At 40.6% G+C, this 22,195-nt stretch carries 19 protein-coding genes; 13 read left to right on the top strand and 6 right to left on the bottom strand.

Annotation, left to right across the window (positions count from 1 at the left end; genetic code table 11):
• The first annotated feature begins 3 nt into the window (after positions 1-3).
• Positions 4-618, top strand: coding sequence for a fumarylacetoacetate hydrolase family protein (locus I6E78_RS15085; RefSeq protein WP_192531637.1), 615 nt, complete (start codon positions 4-6; stop codon positions 616-618).
• 92 nt (positions 619-710) lie between these two features.
• Here I6E78_RS15085 and I6E78_RS15080 read toward each other — a convergent pair whose 3' ends face one another.
• Both I6E78_RS15080 and I6E78_RS15075 read right to left on the bottom strand, forming a co-directional pair.
• On the bottom strand, positions 711-1,763 hold the full coding sequence (locus tag I6E78_RS15080) for an aldo/keto reductase (protein WP_197182820.1): 1,053 nt from the start codon (positions 1,761-1,763) through the stop codon (positions 711-713).
• Positions 1,764-1,784: 21 nt separating this feature from the next.
• Positions 1,785-2,213: an acyl-CoA thioesterase gene (locus I6E78_RS15075; RefSeq protein WP_086993205.1), complete on the bottom strand. Its 429-nt coding sequence runs from the start codon at positions 2,211-2,213 to the stop codon at positions 1,785-1,787.
• Positions 2,214-2,353: 140 nt separating this feature from the next.
• Here I6E78_RS15075 and I6E78_RS15070 point away from each other — a divergent pair, with 140 nt between their 5' ends.
• From I6E78_RS15070 to I6E78_RS15060, 3 genes are all read left to right on the top strand, one after another.
• The gene (locus I6E78_RS15070; protein WP_179807513.1) at positions 2,354-2,530 is read left to right on the top strand and encodes a hypothetical protein; all 177 of its coding nucleotides are present in this window, start codon (positions 2,354-2,356) and stop codon (positions 2,528-2,530) included.
• Positions 2,531-2,603: 73 nt separating this feature from the next.
• Positions 2,604-3,659: a DNA polymerase IV gene (dinB, locus tag I6E78_RS15065; RefSeq protein WP_011329039.1), complete on the top strand. Its 1,056-nt coding sequence runs from the start codon at positions 2,604-2,606 to the stop codon at positions 3,657-3,659.
• A gap of 122 nt (positions 3,660-3,781) precedes the next feature.
• On the top strand, positions 3,782-5,317 hold the full coding sequence (locus I6E78_RS15060) for a M17 family metallopeptidase (protein WP_197182819.1): 1,536 nt from the start codon (positions 3,782-3,784) through the stop codon (positions 5,315-5,317).
• Positions 5,318-5,369: 52 nt separating this feature from the next.
• Here the strand turns inward: I6E78_RS15060 and I6E78_RS15055 are convergent, their stop codons facing one another.
• Positions 5,370-7,007, bottom strand: a complete 1,638-nt coding sequence (locus I6E78_RS15055; RefSeq protein WP_197182818.1) for a methyl-accepting chemotaxis protein — start codon at positions 7,005-7,007, stop codon at positions 5,370-5,372.
• Between the two features lie 136 nt (positions 7,008-7,143).
• Positions 7,144-9,369: a S9 family peptidase gene (locus I6E78_RS15050; RefSeq protein WP_197182817.1), complete on the bottom strand. Its 2,226-nt coding sequence runs from the start codon at positions 9,367-9,369 to the stop codon at positions 7,144-7,146.
• Positions 9,370-9,480: 111 nt separating this feature from the next.
• Between I6E78_RS15050 and I6E78_RS15045 the strand changes: the two genes are divergently transcribed.
• Both I6E78_RS15045 and I6E78_RS15040 read left to right on the top strand, forming a co-directional pair.
• Positions 9,481-9,879, top strand: a complete 399-nt coding sequence (locus I6E78_RS15045) for an HIT domain-containing protein (RefSeq protein ID WP_041454540.1) — start codon at positions 9,481-9,483, stop codon at positions 9,877-9,879.
• Between the two features lie 27 nt (positions 9,880-9,906).
• The gene (locus I6E78_RS15040) at positions 9,907-10,440 is read left to right on the top strand and encodes a fused DSP-PTPase phosphatase/NAD kinase-like protein (protein ID WP_086993181.1); all 534 of its coding nucleotides are present in this window, start codon (positions 9,907-9,909) and stop codon (positions 10,438-10,440) included.
• Positions 10,441-10,581: 141 nt separating this feature from the next.
• Here the strand turns inward: I6E78_RS15040 and I6E78_RS15035 are convergent, their stop codons facing one another.
• A complete protein-coding gene (locus I6E78_RS15035; protein WP_197182816.1) occupies positions 10,582-12,276 on the bottom strand; it encodes a dipeptidyl-peptidase 3 family protein in 1,695 nt (564 codons plus the stop codon).
• Positions 12,277-12,559: 283 nt separating this feature from the next.
• Between I6E78_RS15035 and I6E78_RS15030 the strand changes: the two genes are divergently transcribed.
• On the top strand, positions 12,560-13,399 hold the full coding sequence (locus I6E78_RS15030) for an HDOD domain-containing protein (RefSeq protein WP_011329032.1): 840 nt from the start codon (positions 12,560-12,562) through the stop codon (positions 13,397-13,399).
• A 77-nt stretch (positions 13,400-13,476) separates the two neighbouring features.
• On the opposite strand, the gene rdgC is transcribed toward I6E78_RS15030, so the two are convergent.
• Complete coding sequence (gene rdgC / locus I6E78_RS15025; RefSeq protein ID WP_011329031.1) at positions 13,477-14,388, bottom strand: recombination-associated protein RdgC; 912 nt, start codon at positions 14,386-14,388, stop codon at positions 13,477-13,479.
• Between the two features lie 470 nt (positions 14,389-14,858).
• On the opposite strand from rdgC, the gene I6E78_RS15020 reads away from it, so the two are divergent.
• The 6 genes from I6E78_RS15020 (at position 14,859) to nrdR (ending at position 22,195) form a co-directional block, all read left to right on the top strand.
• The gene (locus tag I6E78_RS15020; protein ID WP_086993178.1) at positions 14,859-15,227 is read left to right on the top strand and encodes a response regulator; all 369 of its coding nucleotides are present in this window, start codon (positions 14,859-14,861) and stop codon (positions 15,225-15,227) included.
• Positions 15,228-15,456: 229 nt separating this feature from the next.
• On the top strand, positions 15,457-17,874 hold the full coding sequence (gene thrA, locus I6E78_RS15015) for a bifunctional aspartate kinase/homoserine dehydrogenase I (RefSeq protein WP_197182815.1): 2,418 nt from the start codon (positions 15,457-15,459) through the stop codon (positions 17,872-17,874).
• 9 nt (positions 17,875-17,883) lie between these two features.
• A complete protein-coding gene (thrB, locus tag I6E78_RS15010; RefSeq protein ID WP_011329028.1) occupies positions 17,884-18,819 on the top strand; it encodes a homoserine kinase in 936 nt (311 codons plus the stop codon).
• A 10-nt stretch (positions 18,820-18,829) separates the two neighbouring features.
• The gene (gene thrC / locus I6E78_RS15005) at positions 18,830-20,113 is read left to right on the top strand and encodes a threonine synthase (RefSeq protein WP_011329027.1); all 1,284 of its coding nucleotides are present in this window, start codon (positions 18,830-18,832) and stop codon (positions 20,111-20,113) included.
• 271 nt (positions 20,114-20,384) lie between these two features.
• Entirely contained in the window at positions 20,385-21,641 is a 1,257-nt protein-coding gene (gene glyA / locus I6E78_RS15000) for a serine hydroxymethyltransferase (RefSeq protein ID WP_011329026.1), read from the top strand.
• A 104-nt stretch (positions 21,642-21,745) separates the two neighbouring features.
• Positions 21,746-22,195, top strand: coding sequence for a transcriptional regulator NrdR (gene nrdR, locus I6E78_RS14995; protein ID WP_011329025.1), 450 nt, complete (start codon positions 21,746-21,748; stop codon positions 22,193-22,195).

Raw genomic sequence — 22,195 nt, 5'->3', positions numbered from 1 at the left:
TTTATGCAGTTAGTAATATTGGGTTGTGACAACGTATTGCCCTCAAAAGTGGTGTGTGTAGGGCGTAATTACACCGCACACATTGCAGAGTTAAATAATGAACTGCCAGAGCAAATGGTGTTATTTAATAAGCCTAATAGTGCAATTGGTACTAAGTTGCTAGCAAAGCATAATAAGGATGTTTTACATTACGAAACCGAGCTTTGCTTTGTGGTAAAAAATAGTCGTTTAGTTGGCGTTGGCTTGGGGCTTGATTTAACCAAACGCGAAGTGCAGGCTAAGTTAAAAAACAAAGGCTTGCCGTGGGAGCGAGCAAAAGCGTTTGACGGCTCTGTGCTATTAACGCCGTTTGTTGAGCTTAGCGAGGACATGCAACATTTTAGCTTTGAGCTCAAAATAAACGATCAACTAATACAACAAGGCAATAGCGATTTTATGTTACATAAACCAGCGCAAATTTTAGCTGAAATTAGTGACTTTATGTACTTAGAAGATGGCGACGTGATAATGACCGGCACACCTGCAGGGGTTGGTGAAGTAACGGCGGGCAGTATATTTAGTGTCACGCTGTACGCCAATGAGCAACGTATATTAGCGCATAAATGGCAGGCCGAGTAATAATGCAAAGTTAAAAGTGCATCTATGGAGTAGGTGCACTTAGCTTGCGGTTTTTACTTTTAACTTGGTCTTTTTAATTAATGCGCATTAGCTTAATAAGGCATAGGGTATTGTCTAAAAATACGATTAATAGCGCCGAGAATTTCATCGCTTAAAGTAAGGTTAAACGCGCCTATATCTTCTTTTAATTGCGCCATAGACGTGGCACCAATAATAGTAGAAGTTACGCCATCTACTTTATTACACCAAGCTAGGGCAAGTTCTGCTGGGGTTAAATTATGGGCGTGAGCAAGTTCTACGTATTGCTTTATTGCTTGTTGTGCGTTTGGCGTATCGCGGAAAATACCGTTACGTTGCATAAAGGTCCAACGCGTTCCTTCAGGGCGTGCGCCGTTTAAATATTTACCGGTTAATGAACCCGCAGCTAATGGTGACCAAGGTAAATAAGCAATATCTTCGTGTACACATTGTTCTATTAAGTAAGGCCAATCTTTGGCGTGTACTAGGCTAAATTCGTTTTGAATCGACACCATGCGCGGTAAATTATGCTCTTTAGCTAAGTTTAAAAACTGGTTAACACCCCAAGGTGTATCGTCTGAAAGGCCACAGTGTTTTATTTTTCCGGCTTTTACGCAGTCGTTTAAACCTTCTAATATATCGAGCATATCGGCAGTTTGTTGCTGCGAATCTACCTCGGTAAATTTAAGCATTCCTGGCCATTGTTTAGCAAAATGTGGCGTGGCGCGGTTGGGCCAGTGTAGTTGGTATAAATCAATGTAATCGGTTTGCAAGCGTTTAAGCGAATCATCAACCGCGGCAATGACTGTTTGGTGGGTAATATTGCTACCTTCACGTATCCACTCTAAACCGTTTCCGGCAATTTTAGTGGCAAGTACTATGTCGCTACGTTTATCTTGATTGCGCGCTAACCAGTTGCCAATAATTTGCTCTGTTTTGCCGTAGGTGTCGGGAGATGGCGGTACAGCGTACATTTCGGCGGTATCAATAAAGTTAACACCTTGCTCAAGCGCATAAGCTATTTGCTGATCTGCATCGCTTTGCGTGTTTTGTAACCCCCACGTCATACTACCTAAGCAGACCCTTGAGACGTTTACACCACTGCTACCTAGTGGGTTGTATTGCATATAAGCTCCTTATTTACTGGCTTAGTTTTGGGTATATTGCTGTATAGCAGATAAAAGCGGCTCAGTGATTGGCGACTTTTTACCAGTTTGAAAGTCAAACATTACGACTTGCGAAGTGCCCGTAGTGGTAATGGCATTTTGCGCGTGGCTAAACACGTTGTAGTTCATCATAAAGCGATCTGTTTTAATATCGCTAATGGTGACACCTACAGTGAGAGTATCGGGAAAAGTAACCGGGCGTTTATAGCGAATGGTGTTTTCGCTGATCACAGGGCCAATACCTTTGCTGCTAATGGTTTCAAAAAGATTTATTTTATTTAAAAAATCGATGCGAGCTATTTCAAAATAGCGTAAATAAACGACATTATTTACGTGTTGCAGGGCATCCATATCTCCCCATGCCACAGTAATATCAGTATGAATAGGATGTTGATCTTTAAACGTTTGCATACATTTACGCCCTTTAATTTTAAAGTGTTTAGGTTATCAATATGGGGTTATTACCTCAAGGTAATTAACCTAGGGTATTTTATGTTTGGTTTAATTAAATAAAAGCTTTATTGTTATATAACACAGCTAGGGAGATATGTATGAAAAGTGTCGTTAATTGGCTTTTAGTCTGTTTAGTTTTTATAGCTGCATTTATTTGCTACGCGATGGGTAATGCATCGGGTGTAATTGCTTTAACAGTTGTGGGCTTTGCGTTGGAAGCAGGGTTTTGGCTGTACTCTTTTAAAAAGCGTAAAAATAATAAACGCTGTTTTTAATAGGGTACAAGCTTGCTAATTACAGGTGATTCTATAATAATGGCTGTATAAATAAACAGTTGTTATAGTGGTAATGAAAAAGTTTATTCATATAGATATGGACTGCTTTTATGCGGCGGTCGAAATGCGCGACAACCCTAAACTTGCCAATGTACCACTAGCAATTGGTGGTAATAGTCGCCGTGGCGTACTCTCTACTGCAAATTACATTGCTCGGGAATATGGCGTGCGCTCGGCTATGTCTAATTATCATGCTAAGCAGTTATGCCCCGACTTAGTTATAGTGCCTGGGCGTATGGCTGTTTATAAAGACGTGTCGACGCAAATACGTGCCGTGTTTAGTCGCTATACAGATTTAATTGAACCCCTCTCTCTTGACGAAGCCTATTTAGATGTAACCCATAGTGAGCAGTGTAAAGGCAGCGCTACACTTATTGCGCAGCAAATTCGTGCTGATATTTATAATGCCACAGGGCTTACTGCCTCGGCTGGTATTGCGCCAATTAAATTTATTGCCAAAATAGCCAGTGACGAAAACAAACCCAATGGTCAGTTTGTAGTATTGCCCGATCAGGTTGATGCCTTTTTAGCACAGCTACCGCTGGGTAAAATTCCGGGGGTAGGTAAGGTCACGCTCGAAAAGCTTAACTTAAAAGGTTTGTATACAGGCCAAGATGTACGCAAAAAAGGCGTAAATTGGATGCAGCAACATGTAGGTAATTTTGGCGTGTCGTTATATCAAAAGTGCGCTGGTGAACACATAGGCCGGGTGTCTACTGAGCGCGTACGTAAATCGCTAAGCGTTGAGCATACTTATGAGTACAATAAAAATAGTTTACAAGAATGCCTAGAACAACTTCCTTCACTGCTTGAGGAGTTAACCACTCGACTAAACAAGCAGCAGCTGCAAAATCAGGTAAATAAACTTAGTGTTAAAGTGAAATTTGCCAATTTTGTAGTGACCTCAGCCGATCAGGCGCATCAGCAATTAAATAGCGATATTTTTAGCGAACTATTAGCTAAAGCGTATCAACGCGGCTTACAGCAACCAGTGCGTTTGTTAGGTATTGGGGTAGGAATAAAGAATCAGCCGCAACACAATTTGCAGCTGAGCATACTTGATATGTAAACCCTGTAGTGACAAGTTGCCAGCGCATGTTAACTTAAGCTGGGAGCTTATCGCAGCTTGCTGGTCTTCAATATTCAAATCAACGATAATAGAGGCTTATGTTTTTAACAGGACCTTTATTTATGGCATACCCTAAAGCAGTAGTGGCTCAGCCAGTGAGCGCTAGCCTTGAATGCAACGCGCATGACGCACTTATTATAATTAGTGATGACTTTTCTCAATTAACTAATAACCCATTACGCGATGCTATTGCAGCGCAAGCAAAAGTAGATTCACGTATCGGTAAGCAAGTAACTTTATTAGTTATTAACAATAAACGTGTAGTACTGGCGCCTACTGGGCCATTAAATAGAGACTACGACGATGTACGCCGTTATTTTGATGCTGCAAAATTAGCAATAAATGAAGCTAAAGCATCGGGCAGTGTTAACCCTGCTATTTACTTGCCTAATATAAATGCCGACAGCCGTTATCAGCATGCGCTAGAAGTTGCTTACTTAGGAACTTGCCAAGCATTGTGGCAGCCATTAGAAGCGCGCGAATATCATGGCGAGGCTATTGAGCCAATTACGCAAATTGGTTTGGTTGATGCCACAGAGCAAACAATTAAAGCAGTGAATGCACTTGCAGCTGGACAATACGCAGCGCGTGATTTATGTGGCACTGAGCCTGAGCGCATGGCGCCGCCACGTTTTGCAGATTACTGTGTTGATTTATTTAAAGGCAGTAATGTTGTAGTTGATGTTATTGATGACCTTGCAGTTATAGATAAAAACTACCCTATGCTTAGCACAGTAGCTCGTGCATCGTACGCTGTTGAGCATCATCACCCGCGTGTAGTTAAATTAGAATATGTACCAGAGGGCGAGGTAACTCGTACACTCATGTTTGTAGGTAAAGGCTTAGTATACGATACCGGCGGCGCTGATTTAAAAGTGGGCGGCCATATGGCGGGCATGAGCCGCGATAAGGGCGGTGCAGCTTCTGTGGCCGGCTTTATGAAAGCAGTGGCCGACTACCAACCTAAGGGCGTTAAAGTAATTGCTTACTTAGCGGTAGTACGTAACTCAATTGGCTCTGATTGTTTTGTACCAGATGAAATTATTACTAGCCGTGAAGGTGTGCGAGTACGTATAGGTAATACAGATGCAGAAGGGCGCTTAGCTATGGGCGACCTGTTAAGTGAAATGAAAGATTTAGCTAAAAACCAAATTAACCCAACGCTATTTACAGTGGCCACTTTAACCGGCCATGCAGCCCGCGCTATGGGTCCTTATGGTGCTTACGTTGAAAATGGACCAGCACGTAGTGCTAATATTTCACGAAAGCTCGCTGATAACGGCGACTTATGGGCCGATGGCGCAGAAGTATCGCGTTCTCGTCGTGAGGATTATGACTTTATCAAGCCGCGTACTTTAGCAGACGATGTACTTTCTAGTAATAACGCAGCATCGGCTGTAACGGCACGAGGACATCAGTTCCCTATGGCGTTTTTAGCAATTGTTGGCGGCTTAGACAAGCATGGTAACGACTCAGCTCAGCCACTACCTTATGTACATATGGACATAGCGGGTAGCGCAGTAGAGGGCGGCGATTGGCAGCATGGCAAGCCAACGGCAGCCTCGGTAAGTAGTTTATTTGCTAGTTACTGTTTGTAATTACCATAAAGTAGTAATTAACAACGCCCTGTAAATACAGGGCTTTTAATTTTTAATCTAATTTAAAACGAGTTACTACACTTGAGAGTTGTGAGCTACTTTGTTTTAACTGCTCGCTGGCACCGGTTAATTGCTTGGTATTATCGAGTGACTCTTTAGTTGAATTAGCTAGATCGTTAATACGCAAGTTCACTTCATCTGCAGCTAAAGTTTGCTGCTCAGTAGCACGCGCTATTTGACTGTTCATTTCGGTGATCACACTAACTAAGCGTTCAATTTCATTTAATGATGTGTTTGCTGATGATGCCTGCTCAACCGTTGATGCTGAAAGAGCTTGGCTCGACTTCACCGCTTCTACCGCTGCTTTTGCACCGTTTTGCAGCTTAGTGATCATAGCTTGAATTTCGTCGGTGCTTTTACCAGTACGGCTTGCTAAAGTACGCACCTCGTCTGCCACAACGGCAAACCCACGGCCGTGTTCACCTGCACGGGCAGCCTCAATCGCAGCATTAAGGGCAAGTAAATTAGTTTGCTCTGAAATACTTCTAATTACTTCAAGAACTGATCCTATATTATTACTTTCGCTGGCTAAATCGGCGGTAACTCGGCTCACGGTTTCTATATTACTGGAGAGTGTTTCAATCGCCGTTATTGTATTGGCAACGACATTTTTACCTGATGATGCATTACTAGCTGCATCGTTTGCAGCTTGCTCGGCGGCTTCAGCATTGCGACTCACATCATGAATTTGATGGGTCATTTGCTCCATTGCTGCAGCTACCTGAGTGCTACTGTCGTTTTGTAATTCAATAAATGATTGGCTTGTTTTACTTGCTTCGTCAACGGTATGCGCATGTTGATTAACATCGTGTGCGCTTTGCGATACATGCGTTAACGATTCGCGCATTTTCAATATAAACGCGTTAAATGAATGAGAAAGCTCAGATATTTCGTCATTTCCGGTTTCATCTAAGCTGCGGGTTAAATCGCCTTCGCCTTGGGAAATATCTTTCATCATGTCGGCAGCTAAGCGTGTTGGAGTAATAATACTTTTACCAATAAAGTAGCTTAATATAATCAGTGCAATAATCATTACCACGGCATTTATAATTATTAAATTACGTTGCTCAGCAAATGCACCATCAATACTGTCGAGGTACACGCCCGAACCTATAACCCATTGCCATTGGTTAAAGCCCTTCACAAACGCTATTTTATCAACTGGTTTGTCTTTACCTGGTTTAGGCCATTTATAAGGTACAAACCCTGAACCTGCTTGTTGAGTCACCTTTACCATTTCTACAAATAATGCTGTGCCATCGGGGTCTTTGTTATTAGTTAAATCTGTACCATTTAAGCCTGGCTTAAATGGATGCATTATCATTTTTGGGTGGTAGTCATTTATCCAAAAATAGTTGGTATTATCGTACCTAAGGGCACTAATTGTAGCTAAAGCTTGCGACTGCGCTTGTTGTTGGGTGAGGGTATTACTTTGCTCAAGATTATAAAAGTGATCAATAACGCTATAGGCGGTTTCTACTAGGTTTTGAGTTTTAAGATATTGCTCATTTTTAAGCGCTTGATACTGATTACTTAAGCTCGAAATACTTAATATAACCAGTCCCAATACAACGATACCAACTAACAGTGCAAAACGCTGAAAAATAGTAAAACGACGAAGGTTGAGCATATGTTTATTCCTTAATGGGTACAGCACTGCTGTGCTTTTATTAAGTTTATTTATATAACTAAACTTAGCACTTATTAAGGCAAAAAAAAGGCTGATTTATAATCAGCCTTTAGTCTATTTATTCAACATTTAGTTGTTATTTAACATTAAAATGACGATTAAAGAAGTTAGTAATGGTTTGGTGTAGGTGCGTTTGCACTGTTTTACCGCGTAGGCTGTGTTTAGAGCCTGGGTAGGTCATCATTTCAAACGGTTTATTGGTATCTTGTAATTGTTTAAATAATTTAGTGGCATGAGTAAACAACACATTGTCGTCGGCCATGCCGTGGTAAATCATTAATGGACCTTTTAAGCCGTCAATATACGGAAATACCGCACTGTTTTCATAGCCTTTAGCATTAGTGGCCGGGTGGCCTAAATAACGCTCAGTATAATGAGTGTCGTAAAGTGCCCAGTCGGTTACTGGCGCGCCAGAAACACCTGCGTTAAAGTAATCGCCAGCTTTAAACATGGTCATTAGTGCCATGTAACCGCCATAACTGTGGCCGTAAATACCAATACGTTGTGGGTCTACATAATCAAGCGTACGTAAAAATTCCACGCCTTTAATTTGATCAGCAACTTCTACTTCACCTAAATTTTTATAAATAGCATCTTCAAACTTTTTGCCACGGTTGTATGAGCCGCGGTTATCAAGTTGAAAAATCACATAGCCTTGTTGCGCCATATATTGAAAATATAGGTTTTTACTACGCCAGCTATTAGTTACTCGCTGTGCATGTGGGCCACCGTATACGTTTACAATAACAGGGTGTTTTTTAGCGTCACTTATATTGCTTGGTTTAAATAACCTATAATGCATTACTTGGCCGTCTTCGGCTTTAAGTGTGCCGTATTCAGGCGTCGCTAAATCACTTAAGTAAGGCGTAAGCGGGTGCGTGTTATCTAGCTTGTTTTCTTCAAGCCAAGTAATAAACTCGCCATTTATTTTACGCAGAGCTGCAGCGTTTGGCTGATTAACCGCCGAGCTATTATCAATAAAGGTTTTGTTGTCTTTGGCAAGTACGACGTCGTGATATTGGCCTTGCTCGGTAATGCGTTTAATATCGCCTTTTTTAAATAACGAGGCACTGTATAAGTGGCTTTCGAGTGGGGTGTCTTTTCTGCCTGAAAAGTAAACGAGGCCTTTTTTCTCATCTATGCCTTTTAAGCTATCGACCGCCCATTCGCCGTTAGTAATTTGACGTACTAATTGGCCATTGGTGCGATAAAGGTATAAATGTTTAAAACCATCACGCTCAGACGCCCACACAAAATGCTTTTTGTCTTTTAAAAACTCAAGGTCAAAGTGTAAGTTTATCCAGGTATCGCTACTTTCGGTGAGCGCTACTTTTTGGCTTTTAGTTTTGCTGTTATAAAAGCGCAGCTCTAACGTTTGCTGTGAGCGGTTTTGCCATTGATACGAGAGCGTATTACTATCTTTTAACCATTTTGCTCGGGCAAGGTAAATATCTTCATCTTTGCCTAAATCAACCCAATCCACTTGCTGATTGTTTAAGGTAACTACGCCAAGCTGTATTTTAACGTTGTTAGTGCCAGTAAATGGGTAACGTTGATTGAATAGTTTTACTTCGTCGGCGTAAATTTCGTTGCGTAGCGCTTCTTTTACTGGGCTTTCGTCAACGCGAGTAAAGGCAATTTTAGACTCGTCGTCGGCCCACCAATAGCCGGTCATACGGCTCATTTCTTCTTGTGCAACAAATTCGGCCATGCCATTTTTAATAATGCCGCCGCCATCGCTACTTAATTGTATTTCTTTACCAGAATCGAGCGCTAAAGCGTACAGGTTTTGCTCGCGAATAAAAGATACAAAATTACCTTTGGGCGAAAAGCGAGCATCGGTTTCAAATGCCTCGGTATTGGTGAGTTTTTTACTTTTATTTGCTGCTAGTTCGTAGTAATACAAATCGCCGTTAAGTGGGAACAATAACGCTTTACCATCTTTAGACCACTTATATTCAAGAATACCTTGGCCAAAAATACGCTGGCGCTCGCGGCGTGCTTTTTCTTCGTCAGAGAGGTTCTCTGGGCCCGAGAATAACTTAGCTGAATCGACCAGCATGCGGTTGGTGTTATCTTTTAAGTTATATTCCCATAAGTCGTAGCGGTTATAGTCGTCACTTTTGCCTTGTAAATAAGTAACGCGATTGCCGTCGGGCGAAAACTTTAATTGCACTGGAGATTTACCCGATAAACTCGGGTCGTCAAAAATACGCTCTAGCGAGAGTGGTTTTGCTTGTACGCTAACAGCACTTGCTAGCAGAGGGATGGCCAGTGAAAGATGTTTTATTTTTTTTAGCACAGGGTTGCCTTCGCTTTAATAAATATTGCTTAGAATGGTAAAGCCAAGCGTGTGCAACTGCAACTAAATGCTATAAAGTGGTAATTATTAAAGACAAAGTAGGACACTATGATGACCCACCCCACATTTGAACTAGCCCCAGAGCTTAAGCGCGATTGTATAGAGCTTGCCGATTGGCCGCTGTGTAAAGTATTACTATTGAACGATAGCCAGTACCCCTGGTTTATTTTGGTGCCAAAAAAAGCCGGTTTAAAAGAGATAATTGACTTAAGCGAGGATGAGCAAGTTACTTATTTGCGCGAGTCGGCAAAATTGAGTCATTTATTAATGCGGGTATTTAATCCCGATAAATTAAACGTGGCGGCGCTTGGTAATATGGTGCCGCAATTACATATTCATCATATTGCGCGTTTTACTAGCGATGCCGCTTGGCCTGCGCCAGTATGGGGTAAACACCCGGCAGTGCCATATGAAGACGAGAAAATAGCAAAAATAAAAGCCCACTTTTAATTCTAAAACCTTATAGAGAGAGCCAAGATGAGACATATTAAGTTGTTTGCCAATGCATTATTTATCACTGCGCTATTAACTACAGGCGCAGCGTTTGCAACAGAGCAGTCTATTAATATTACAGCAGTTAAAACTAGCGATGTGCGTAATTTAGTTATTCACGAAAATCAAACGTTGTCTGCGGCACAACCAACGAGCGAGCAGCTTAAACAACTCGCTAATGCTGGAGTAAAGCACGTAATTAATTTACGTGGCGAAAACGAGCAAGACTGGGATGAAGCCCAGTTGGTGGCTTCGTTAGGGATGCAGTATCACGCATTGCCAATTGCTGGCGCGCAAGATGTTAGCGTTGAAAACGCACAAAAGCTGGCTAAAATAATGGCAGAACTAAACGGCGAACCTGTGCTGTTACATTGTGCTAGTAGCAATAGAGTAGGAGCTTTAATGGCTATTTCTGCTCATGCAGAGGGGCTTGATATTGAATCGGCCCTAGCAAAGGGAAAGCATTGGGGAATGAGTAGTTTAGAGCCTGTAGTGCGCAGCGTTATTACTGCTAAGTAATTATTACTAAATAATTAGCGTTTAGCTTAAATAACGACACCGAGCACTTTTAACTCAATAAAAAAGCGTTACAGTTTTGAGCTGTAACGCTTTTTTAGTTTTTATTTACTAGGCTATTTTAGGTAGTAAATAGGCTATAAACTATTTAAGGCCCAACACTGCTTTGCCTTGTTTAAAAGTAACATCAACCGGAATATTAGCTTGGCTTAGCTTTTCTAAATCCTCTGCTAGCTCTGCTTTAATATTACCGTGCGTAGCAATAAGCTGATCTACTTTTTGATAATCGCCATCACCTTGAATGGTTAAAATTAAGCGCGATAATTTAGCCATAGCATGGCTCATTTTTTCCATATTTACACGGTATAAACCGGCTTCATTTTTAGAAAAAGCACCTTCTTGAGCAAAAAAGTTAAAGCGGATCATATTCGCTTTACCATGAGCACTAGATGCACCAAAACGTACTGAGCGGAATATACCAGCCATAAAGGTGGTGTAGTAATCCTCTAGTGTACCTTCAGTAATTTCGCCTTTTTTAAGTAGTTGCTCAATCATGTATAAACCTAAAATATCGGCTTTACCTTCCTCTAGCGCACTGGCGTGTTCTTGTAATGATTGGCGCACAGTTCCCTTACCAGTAAGGGTATTTTTAATGCCTAAGCCATGAGCTACTTCATGGAACATGGTATTAGCAAAAAATGCATCAAAGGTAATATGCTTACGTTGCTCAGGCACAATAAGTTGCTCTGCAATTGGTACTAAAATTTTGTCAAACTTAGCGCGCATAGCATTTTTAAGTTGTAAACGGCGCGTGCCTTTTTCAAGCTGTACTTGCTCGTCGTTTGGTAAGTTTATTGCAATGGTTTTACTGCCCGCATTTGAGTGCCCTGCATAGTAAACAACGTCGTAGGCATTTAGGTCGGCGTCTGATCCCGGAACTTCTTGTTTATATTTATCATCAACCGGTAAGCCTTTTTGTAGCTCAGGTAAAAAGGCAGCAAATTTAGCCAGGCGTTCGCTCCATGCTAAATCTTTAATTAATACATAAGACTCATAAGCAGCACGGTAACCAAACAATTGGTCTTCATAAGTTTCAATTGGACCAATAACCACATCTACAGGGTTATTTTTCATATCCATCCACGCAAAATCAGACGCTTGAAAGTCATCGTTTAGTAGCGCGTCTGAACGAAGGTTTAAGTAGTTAGCAAACTCTTTATCGTCTGCTAGTTTACTTGCTTCACGTAGCAAGTTAGCAGCCTCTAAAAGCTCGGTTGCGTACTCTTTAGAATATGGCACGCTGTAAAGGTTACCTTGCTCATCACGTTTAATAATAGAGTAAAGCCCATTTTTATCTGCAAGATCAGCTTTATTTAACTCTTCTTTAGTTATATCTGCAGGGTAAAACTGTGCACCAGTTGCTTTTTCTTTATAGCTTGATAAAAACACTTTATCGCCGTTTAAACGATCCCATGGACCGTAGTTTATGTCGGCAAATTTACGCACTTTGTCATCAGCTAGTTTAGCTAAAAATGACTCTTTATTTTCACCAAACGCTTGCTGCCAAAATAAATCATCCATAATTATTGAAGCATCTATAAGCTTTGCCACCATGGCTTTTTGGTTATCACTTAAATGTGATAAATCAGTTTGTAAGCTAAAGTCAGTGTAAATGTCTAAACGTTGTTTATCGGTATTTATAAGTGTTGGACCTACTGGCTTTACTTGCTCTGTTTTAACAGCCGTTTTATTACTAGAAGAAGGTGCTTGCTCTGAACAAGCACTAAGAAAAACGATGCCGGAGAGCATAATTGCTTGGCTAATTTTATTTAAATTCATTATTTTGCCTATTTAAAAGTAAGATTTATTATTTGTACGCAGTTCGCTAAGGCGCTTACTATCTTAAAAATACTGCCTTATAGTGACTGCATTAAAGCAAAACACCGTGGTAAATAGCAAGTTTTAGGCGTTAGAGGTGTAATTAATTGATGTTAAATAGTAAGTAAAAAATAAATTTATGTAATTTTGTTAGCTTTAACTATAAGTTAAGTAATACTCAAGCATATAATAACAACAATATAGGGCTTGTTTTAGCTTATAAATAACTAATCATAGGGATGTTATGTCTACTGAAAATGCATTGTTAACAATTTTGATTGATAGAATAAATAACGACACTTTGGTGCTGCCTACTTTACCTGAAGTGGCAATTAAAGTGCGCCAAGCTGCTGATAATAATGACGTGAATTTGATGCAAATGGCCGATGTGATTGCACATGATCCAGCACTAACAGCCCGGATGATTAAAGTAGCTAACAGTGCAATTATGGGGCGCTCAGTTAAGGTATCTAACTTACATCAAGCAGTTACTCGCATAGGCTTACGACAAATTAAAAATATTGCAACGGCTATGGCAATGGAGCAATTGTTTGTATCTAACAACGAGCTAATTAAAGGTTACATGGGCAAAGCGTGGCAAAAAACGTTAATAGTAGCGAGTCACTCAATTGCATTAATGGAATTTTACTTAAAGAATAATAAGCAAAACTCTTTAAATAGAGATTCGATTACCTTGGCATCATTAATTTATAATATTGGAGTATTACCCATTTTAACCGAAGCCGAACGCCATCCTGAGGTATTTGCTAATCCTAGCTTTTTAGCCCATGCAATTCAAAAGCTCAGTGGTAAAATTGGTGGCTCTATAATGAAAGCGTGGGAGTTTCCTGATGAATTTGTTGATGTGGCGCAAAACTGGGCTGATGCCAGTCATCGCCCTGAGCAGGTAAGCTATATTGATTTTATTAGGATTGGTGCAATTTTAGAGGGCACGCTACAAGTGTCAGATAAGTCGGCCGCGCTACAGGTTTATATTAACAAAGGAATTATTCCTTCTATGCAGCTTTTCACCAGCGATGAGTATCACGCTATGGTTGACGATATAAAAGAGATGTTTTGCTAATAGTAATTAAGTAGTAAGTGTAAAATAAGCACGATTAAATCGTGCTTTTTTTGGCTTAACTTAGCAAGGGTTAGCGCTTAAGCTAAGTCGTCTATATCGCCTAAGCCTTGAGTTAGCTCTTCAAGTAGCTGTTTAATTTCTTCTGAAGCTAAAATAAAGTCAGCATCGAGTTTTACTGCCATGTCTTCTTTTGGAATATCAGCATTTTCTTCTTTTAAGGTATCGCTGTAGCTTAAACGCTTAATAGAGCCGTCGTTTTGCAGCATAAACTTAACGCGTTCTTGCCAATCAAGTGCAAGCTTAGTAACACGTTTACCGGTTTCAAGATGCGATTTAACTTCGTCGCACGATAGGTCGTGGCCTTTAAGCTTAACTTGCGCGCCACTATCGTCTGCTTCTTCTAGCTCTGCATCTGAGCCAATTGCAAAGCCTTCAGGCGTGCTGAAGTTAGTTAACCAGTCGGTTAAAAATACATCTAGGTCGTAATTGGCAAATGCAGGTACTACAGGCAGTGTGCCTAATGATTTACGTAAAAGTGCGAGTAACTCTTCGGCTTTGTTAAAACTGCCGCTATTAACTACAACCCAGCCGTTTTCTTGGTCAATAAATGCAAACTGTAAGCTCGACTTTTTAAATGCTTGTGGTAGCAGTGTATGTAAAATGTTTTCTTTTAATTCGTCTTTTTCTTTCTTTTTAACTGGGCGATTTTCTTCAGCTTCAATTAAATCGACTTTTTCTGCAACTAGCTCATTTATAACCGATGCAGGTAATACTTTTTCTTCGCGCTTAGCGCAAACTAAAATACTTTTTTGTGAAAAATGCGATAAAGTTTCGCCGTGTTTCCCAAACGCTTTTGTCCAGCCAAATGTAGCCAGCTCTTGGCCCGTACATGGACGAAATAAGTCTTGCTCTAATGCTTTGTCAAAATCTTCTTGTGTATACGAAACATCTTGTTTAAAGCGATAACATATAAGGTTACTAAACCACATAGGAATACAGATCCATTTGAAAAATTTGCACAATCATAGCAATAAAATCAGTATCTCGAAATGGCTGATTTTATTGTGGCATATTTAAAAAATAGCAAGTTGTTTTAAGGAGCGCAGTCATAATTGAGTATGTGTAATCTTGCTTGCTGTCGCTGCGCACTTGTTGCGCAATAAGTTGCTACACTTTTATACAGGCCGTTTAAAACTAAGCGCATATGTATTTAGCGTTTAGCTTTTTGCATTACACTATAGTTTAATGGTGGGTTTGATAATGCGCAGGCTAGGCCAAATATAAATCACTCTTAGTTGAATAAATTTCAATTTTGAAAAATTAACACGCCCTAGTGTATTTTACATTAATTCAGTTATAGTGAAGCTCGATATTTTTGAAGTTTTTCGGCTTTAAGTTTGGCTGAACGAGAGGTTGTTTTTATGCTGGCTTTAATACATCGCCTTAGTAACTGGTTTTCATGATGAACTTTTCTATTTTAGTTTGTGACGATTCAGCAGTAGCCCGCAAACAAGTGATACGTTGCTTAAATGACTGTATAACCGCCGATATACGCCAAGCGATAAATGGAGTAGATGCGTTAGCGTTATTGAAAGAACAACATTTTGATTTAGTTTGCCTCGATTTAACTATGCCGATACTCGATGGTGTGCAGGTGTTGGAGCATATTAAAGCAGAAAAAATGGAGTGTTTTGTATTAGTCATTTCGGCAGATATTCAACAGCAAATGCAGCAGCGCGTAGCACAATTAGGTGTTATAGGGTTTATCGAAAAGCCAGTTGGCAAAATAATACTTAATAATATTTTGCATAAATTTGGCATTTACTAGAAGTTAAGATGAAAAAAAAGACTGTTTTATCTTCTTAATGAGGGTTGACAGTATAGCCTGTGTTAAGGCAGTCTTAAGCTATGAAAACATTTAGTCTTGCAGCGACCATTATTATTACAACCATCATCCTAACTGGATAGTGGCATAGGTCGGTGCAACAAATTTAAAGGCCTGTGTTCACTTAGAACCCAGGCCTTTTTTCGTTTTATGGAATGAGGAAACATAAAAAATGCGCGTTTTAAAATTTGGCGGATCATCGCTTGCCGACTTTGCTTGCTTAGAGATGGTTGCCGTGCTTGCAAAAGCACAATTAAAAGATGAAATGTTATTAGTGCTTTCAGCCCCCGGTGGCATGACAGATTCATTAGTTGCATTAGCCTCAGCGGCTGAGCAGGGTGAAGACTTTAGTCACTTGTGGCAAGCACTGGTAAATCGATGTGACGAGTTAAAAAAAGCAGTAGAGCAAGGCTATGGTGAAATTGAAAACTGGCCAAATTTTACCGAGCTTAAAAATAAACTTGATGGTGTATCACTTATTAAATGCTGCCCTGAGCAAGTACGTGCTTTTATTATTAGCTTTGGTGAGCGCGTTAGTGTGTCGTTAATGCAATGCTTACTCGGTGATTTAAACGCGCAGTACCTTGAAGCGACCAATTGCATAGTATCAACCGGTGGTTACATAGATGCAGAGGCAGACTTAGTTGCCAGTAAAGTGCGCTTTCAAGCCGTATTAAAAGAACAACCAGCAACTATTTATATTATGCCCGGTTTTACTGCCAGTAATGAGCAAGGCGAACTAGCCACTTTGGGCCGAAATGGCTCAGATTATTCTGCGGCAATTGCGGCAGCTTGTTTAGAAGCCGATGTTTGCCAAATTTGGACTGATGTAGATGGTGTTTACAGTGCTGATCCGCGTTATATAAAAACCGCCACTAAAGTTGATTTTTTATCTTATAAAGAAGCGATGGAGCTTTCTTACTTTGGTGCAAAAGTATTACACCCTAAAACAATTTTACCCTGCGCTAAAGCGGGTGTACCGTGCGAAATTAAAAACACGCGTAACCCCAATGCACAAGGCTCACTTATTAGTAACGAGAGCGTTTCATCTGAGCCAGTAAAAGCACTATCAAGTTTACAAGATTTAGCAATGCTTACCGTGTCGGGCCCGGGCATGAAAGGTAAAGTAGGGATGGCATCTAAAGTATTTAATGCCCTTGCCCTTGATAATGTGTCGATTGTTTTAATTACCCAGTCATCGTGTGAGTTCAGTATTAGTTTTTGTGTTCATGAGGTCGATTTAGCGCTGGCACTTGAAGCGCTGCAAACCGCATTTAAATTAGAGTCTCAAGCAGGTTTAATTGAACCAATACAAGTAAAGCGTAACTTAGCTATTGTTACTTTGGTGGGCGATAATATGCGTGCGCACAAAGGTTTAGCGGCTAAGTTTTTTGCATCACTTGCTCAAGCACAAGTAAATATTGTAGCTATAGCCCAAGACTCTACCGAAAGTTCTATTTCGGCCGTGATCGATGGTGAACGTTGTAATGGCGCTGTAAAGGTTTGTCATGAGAATTTCTTTACCCATATTCCATCAATTGACGTGTTTTTATTAGGGTGTGGTTTAGTAGGTCAAGAGCTTATTGAGCAATTAGAGCGTCAACAAGCTTGGCTTGAAAAACGCAATATTAAACTTAAGCTTTATGGGGTTGCCAACTCTCGCCAGCTACACTTAGACAGTGAAGGTATTGCCTTTGATGACTGGCAGCAAAAGCTTGGCGCATCAGAGCAAGCTTTTGATTTAAAACTAGTTGAACAATTTGTACAGCAAAATCATTTAATAAACCCAGTATTAGTTGATTGTACTTCGTCAGATGCGTTATCGGCGCAATACGTAGACTTTTTAAATGCCGGTTTCCATGTCGTAGCTGCAAATAAAAAGGCCAATACAAGCTCGTATGCTTACTATCAAGACTTAATTGCAGCAACGCAAAAAAATGGCCGTAAGTTTTTATACGAAACCAATGTAGGAGCCGGTTTACCGGTACTTGATAACTTAAAATCGTTATTTGGTGCAGGAGACGAGTTACTAGAATTTAGTGGTATTTTATCAGGCTCGCTATCGTACATGTTTGGTGCGCTGCAAGATGGCTTGTCACTGTCTGAGGCAACAATTAAAGCTAAAGAAAGTGGCTTTACTGAACCTGATCCGCGTGATGACTTATCGGGGACAGACGTAGCACGAAAACTATTAATTATTGCCCGCGAATCTGGGATGCCACTAGAGCTAAGCGACATTGAAGTGGAGTCGGTATTACCGCACGGTTTTGCACAAGGCGATGATGTAAATACGTTTATGGAAAAGCTCCCTAGCCTAAACGCAGGTTTTAACGACCGAATAGCAAGTGCTGCCGCAGAGGGTAAAGTACTGCGTTACGTAGGCACAATTAAGCAAGGTCACTGTAAGGTAGGTATAGAAGCCGTTGATGCAAAGCATGCACTTTACGATATTCGTGATGGCGAAAACGCATTAGCAATTTTAAGTCAGTATTATCAGCCACGCCCATTTGTTATACGAGGCTATGGCGCAGGCTCGGCAGTAACAGCCGCTGGTGTATTTGCTGATATTTTAAAAACGTTATCGCGCTAGGAGCAAACAATGATTGAAGTATATGCTCCCGCATCTATTGGTAATTTTGCCGTTGGTTTTGACGCATTAGGCGCAGCTCTTGCACCTATTGACGGCAGTTTATTAGGCGATGTAGCCGTTGTTAGTGCCGCATCGAGCGATGAGTTTATTTGCTCTGGCGAATACGCGCATAAGCTACCAAGTGATGCCAGTGAAAACTTAGCGTATCAATGTTTAGTGCATTTTAGAGCGCATGTAGCGCCTAATATGCCAAGTGTAAAGTTGGAGCTGAAAAAGAACTTGCCCATAGGTTCAGGGCTAGGATCAAGTGCGTGTTCGGTGGTTGCAACCTTTGCTGCCCTTGATAAATTTGCCGGTACCAAGCTTAGCCAAGTTGAACTTATTGAATTAATGGCCGACTTTGAAGCAGTTGTTAGTGGTGGTCGTCATTACGATAACATCACGCCATGTTATTTAGGTGGCCTGCAGCTAACTGGCGATTTAATTCCTAATAAATCAATTGCTTTACCAGTTGATGAAAACTGGTATTACGTTGCTGCGTTTCCTGGTTTTTCACTTAATACAGCAAAAGCACGCTCAGTTTTACCAAAAGAATTGAGCATGCACGCAGGTGTAGAATTTGCGCAGCGTTTATCTGCCTTTAGTAGTTTATTGTTAATGCATCGCTTTGATGATGCATTAAGTATTATGCAAGACCATATAGCCGAGCCATACCGTGCGCCACTTATAACAGGTTTTAGTGAAGCAAAAGCGAGTTTGCCAGCGCTAGGCGCCGAAATTGTTAGTATTTCTGGTGCAGGGCCAACATTATTTACTGTGTGTAAAACATTAAAAGCTGCACAGCAGTGCGCGCAGTGGCTTGAAAGTAACTACATAAACGAGCAAGGTTTTTGCCATATTTGTAAATTAGATAACGACGGCACACGTCAATTAACAGTTTTATAGGATAGTAGTTATGCAATTACATAATTTAAAAGATAGTTCGCAACAAGTGTCGTTTGTTGAGGCAGTAAAAACGGGTTTAGGGCGTAATCAAGGGGTATTTTTTCCCGAGTCGTTAACACCACTAACGGATGTTGATGCACTACTTGATATGGATTTTGTAACCCGTAGTAGTAAAATACTCTCGCATTTAATTGGCGATGAATTACCAGCAGATACCGTTGCACATATGGTTAAAAATGCATTTAACTTTCCGGTTAAGCTGGTGGAAGTGGCAGAGAACACTTATTGCTTAGAATTGTTTCATGGGCCTACCTTAGCGTTTAAAGATTTTGGTGCGCGCTTTATGGCAGAGTGTTTAGCGCAGTTTAATCAAGGCGATAAAGTGACTATTTTAACTGCAACGTCGGGCGATACTGGCGCGGCGGTTGCACATGCGTTTTATAATAAGCCTAATATCGACGTGGTAATTTTATACCCTAAAGGCAAAATTTCACTGGCGCAGCAAAAGCTTTTTACTACATTGGGTGGCAACATTCATTGTTATGCGGTTGAAGGCAGCTTTGATGATTGCCAAGAGTTAGTTAAAAATGCCTTTTTAGATGAAGAAGTTAAATCTACACTGGGGCTTAACTCTGCTAACTCTATTAATATTAGTCGCTTAGTGGCACAAGTTTGTTATTACTTTGAGGCAATTGCACAATTACCAAAAGCAAAACGGGCTACTGCGCATATTTCGGTTCCAAGTGGTAACTTTGGTAATGTGTGCGCGGCAATGATAGGTGCTGTTATTGGTTTGCCTGTTGGCAAACTTAGTGCAACTACTAATCAAAACGATACAGTACCGCGCTTTATGCTGGATAAAAACTGGACGCCAAACGCGACACTTGAATCACTTTCAAATGCAATGGATGTAAGCAAGCCAAATAACTGGCCACGAGTGCAATCTATGCTCGACAACAATTGGTTTAGCTACGATAATTTTTATTCAACTAGCGTAAACGAGCAAGATACGCAAACAGTGATGAAAAATATTCAACAAACAGGTTATGTTGCTGAGCCGCATACCGCTATTGCATACCAAGGACTTGTTGAAAATCGCGCTCCTGGCGCTGCCGGAATCTTTTTAGCAACGGCTCATCCAGCTAAATTTAAAGACAGTGTTGAAGGTATTTTAAACATTGAACTAGCTATGCCAAAGCCACTTGCAGATGCATTAGCCAAGCCATGTTTAGCTAATGATATAAATGCTGATTATGATGCCTTACGTACTGAAATACTTAAAAAATTAAGTTGAAAGTAAGATCTAATTAAAGCGGCCTTGGTCGCTTTTTTTATAGGTATATTTTAGTGTGGGTGTTAATACTTTCATTAGCTATGCAAATATAGTAATTAATATATATTTTAATTTTTTATGTAATGATTAAAAAATATCATCTTAAAAAGCCTGTGAAATAAATTCAATCCCTGTTTAAATATCCTCAACTTAAGAGCGTAGGCAAATAGTCGTTTTAAGCGTACAATAAAGCCTCTAAAAAATACCATACACCTTGCCCCAGGAGACCCCAATGTTAGAACGTAGCATGAATATTTCAGATTTTGACCCAGAGTTATTTGACGCAATTGCAAAAGAAACTGCGCGCCAAGAAGATCACATTGAATTAATCGCTTCTGAAAACTACTGTAGCCCACGCGTACTAGAAGCACAGGGTTCACAGTTAACTAATAAATACGCAGAAGGTTATCCGGGCAAACGTTACTATGGCGGTTGTGAGCATGTAGACGTTGTTGAGCAATTAGCGATTGACCGTGCTAACGAACTATTTGGTTCTGACTATGCAAACGTACAACCACATGCTGGTTCGCAAGCAAATGCGGCTGTTTTTTTAGCTTTGTTAAACGCCGGTGACACTGTACTTGGTATGAGCTTAGCTCATGGCGGCCATTTAACGCATGGTTCACACGTAAACTTTTCAGGTAAGCTTTATAATGCAATTCAGTATGGCCTAGATGAAACTACAGGCGAAATTGATTACGCACAGGTTGAAGCGCTAGCACTTGAGCACAAACCAAAAATGATTATTGGTGGCTTCTCAGCATACTCAGGTATTGTTGATTGGGCTAAATTACGTGAAATTGCTGATAAAATTGGCGCTTACTTTTTTGTAGATATGGCGCACGTTGCTGGTTTAATTGCGGCGGGTATTTACCCAAGCCCAGTTCCTCACGCACATGTTGTTACTACAACTACACATAAAACCTTAGCAGGCCCTCGTGGTGGTTTAATTATTTCGGCATGTGGCGACGAAGCTATTTACAAAAAGCTTAACAGTGCTGTTTTCCCTGGTGGCCAAGGCGGTCCTTTATGTCATGTTATTGCTGCTAAAGCTGTGGCATTTAAAGAAGCCCTACAACCAGAATTTAAAGTATATCAAACACAAGTTGTTAAAAATGCACAAGCTATGGTTGCTGTTATGCAGGAACGTGGCTACAAAATTGTATCTGACAAAACTGAAAACCACTTATTCTTACTTGATTTAATCAATAAAGATATTACCGGTAAAGATGCTGATGCTGCTTTGGGTAACGCTCATATTACAGTTAACAAAAACTCAGTGCCTAACGATCCACGTTCACCGTTTGTAACATCTGGCCTACGTATTGGTTCACCTGCAATCACTCGTCGTGGTTTTAAAGAAGCAGAATCTAAAGAGCTTGCTGGCTGGATCTGTGACGTACTAGATAACATCAATGATGAATCAGTACAGGCGCAAGTAAGAGAAAAAGTAAAAGCAATTTGTGCAAAACTACCTGTTTACGCTTAATAAAAGTAAAACAGTAATTTAGATCACAATCGCTTAGTTTTTTGCTAAGATAAAGGCCGCTTTAAAGCGGCCTTTTTTGTTTTTTAAAACGGAAGTACCTAGCTATGCATTGCCCATTTTGTACCGCAAAAGATACCAAAGTTATTGACTCTCGCCTGGTTGGCGGTGGTCACCAAGTGCGTCGTCGTCGTGAATGCAATGACTGCCATGAGCGTTTTACTACGTTTGAGGGCGCAGAACTGGTTATGCCACGGGTAATAAAACAAGATGGCAGCCGCGAACCCTTTAACGAAGATAAATTGTTAAATGGTTTAAACCGCGCACTGGAAAAACGCCCCGTAAGTACCGAACAAGTAGAAGAAGTAGTTAATATAATAAAGTCGCAATTACGCGCAACCGGTGAGCGAGAGGTTTCGAGCCATTTAGTGGGAGAGTGCATTATGGAAGCGCTTAAAAAGCTCGATAAAGTAGCTTATGTGCGCTTTGCCTCGGTGTATCGCTCGTTTGAAGATATTCGCGAATTTGGCGAAGAAATTGCCCGTTTAGGGGAGTAA

The sequence above is a fragment of the Pseudoalteromonas sp. NZS127 genome, assembly GCF_015864805.1.
In the GTDB taxonomy this organism is placed as follows: Bacteria; Pseudomonadota; Gammaproteobacteria; order Enterobacterales; family Alteromonadaceae; genus Pseudoalteromonas; species Pseudoalteromonas nigrifaciens.
The sequence above is the reverse complement of the archived record's forward strand: the minus strand, read 5'-3'. Positions and strand labels throughout refer to the sequence as shown.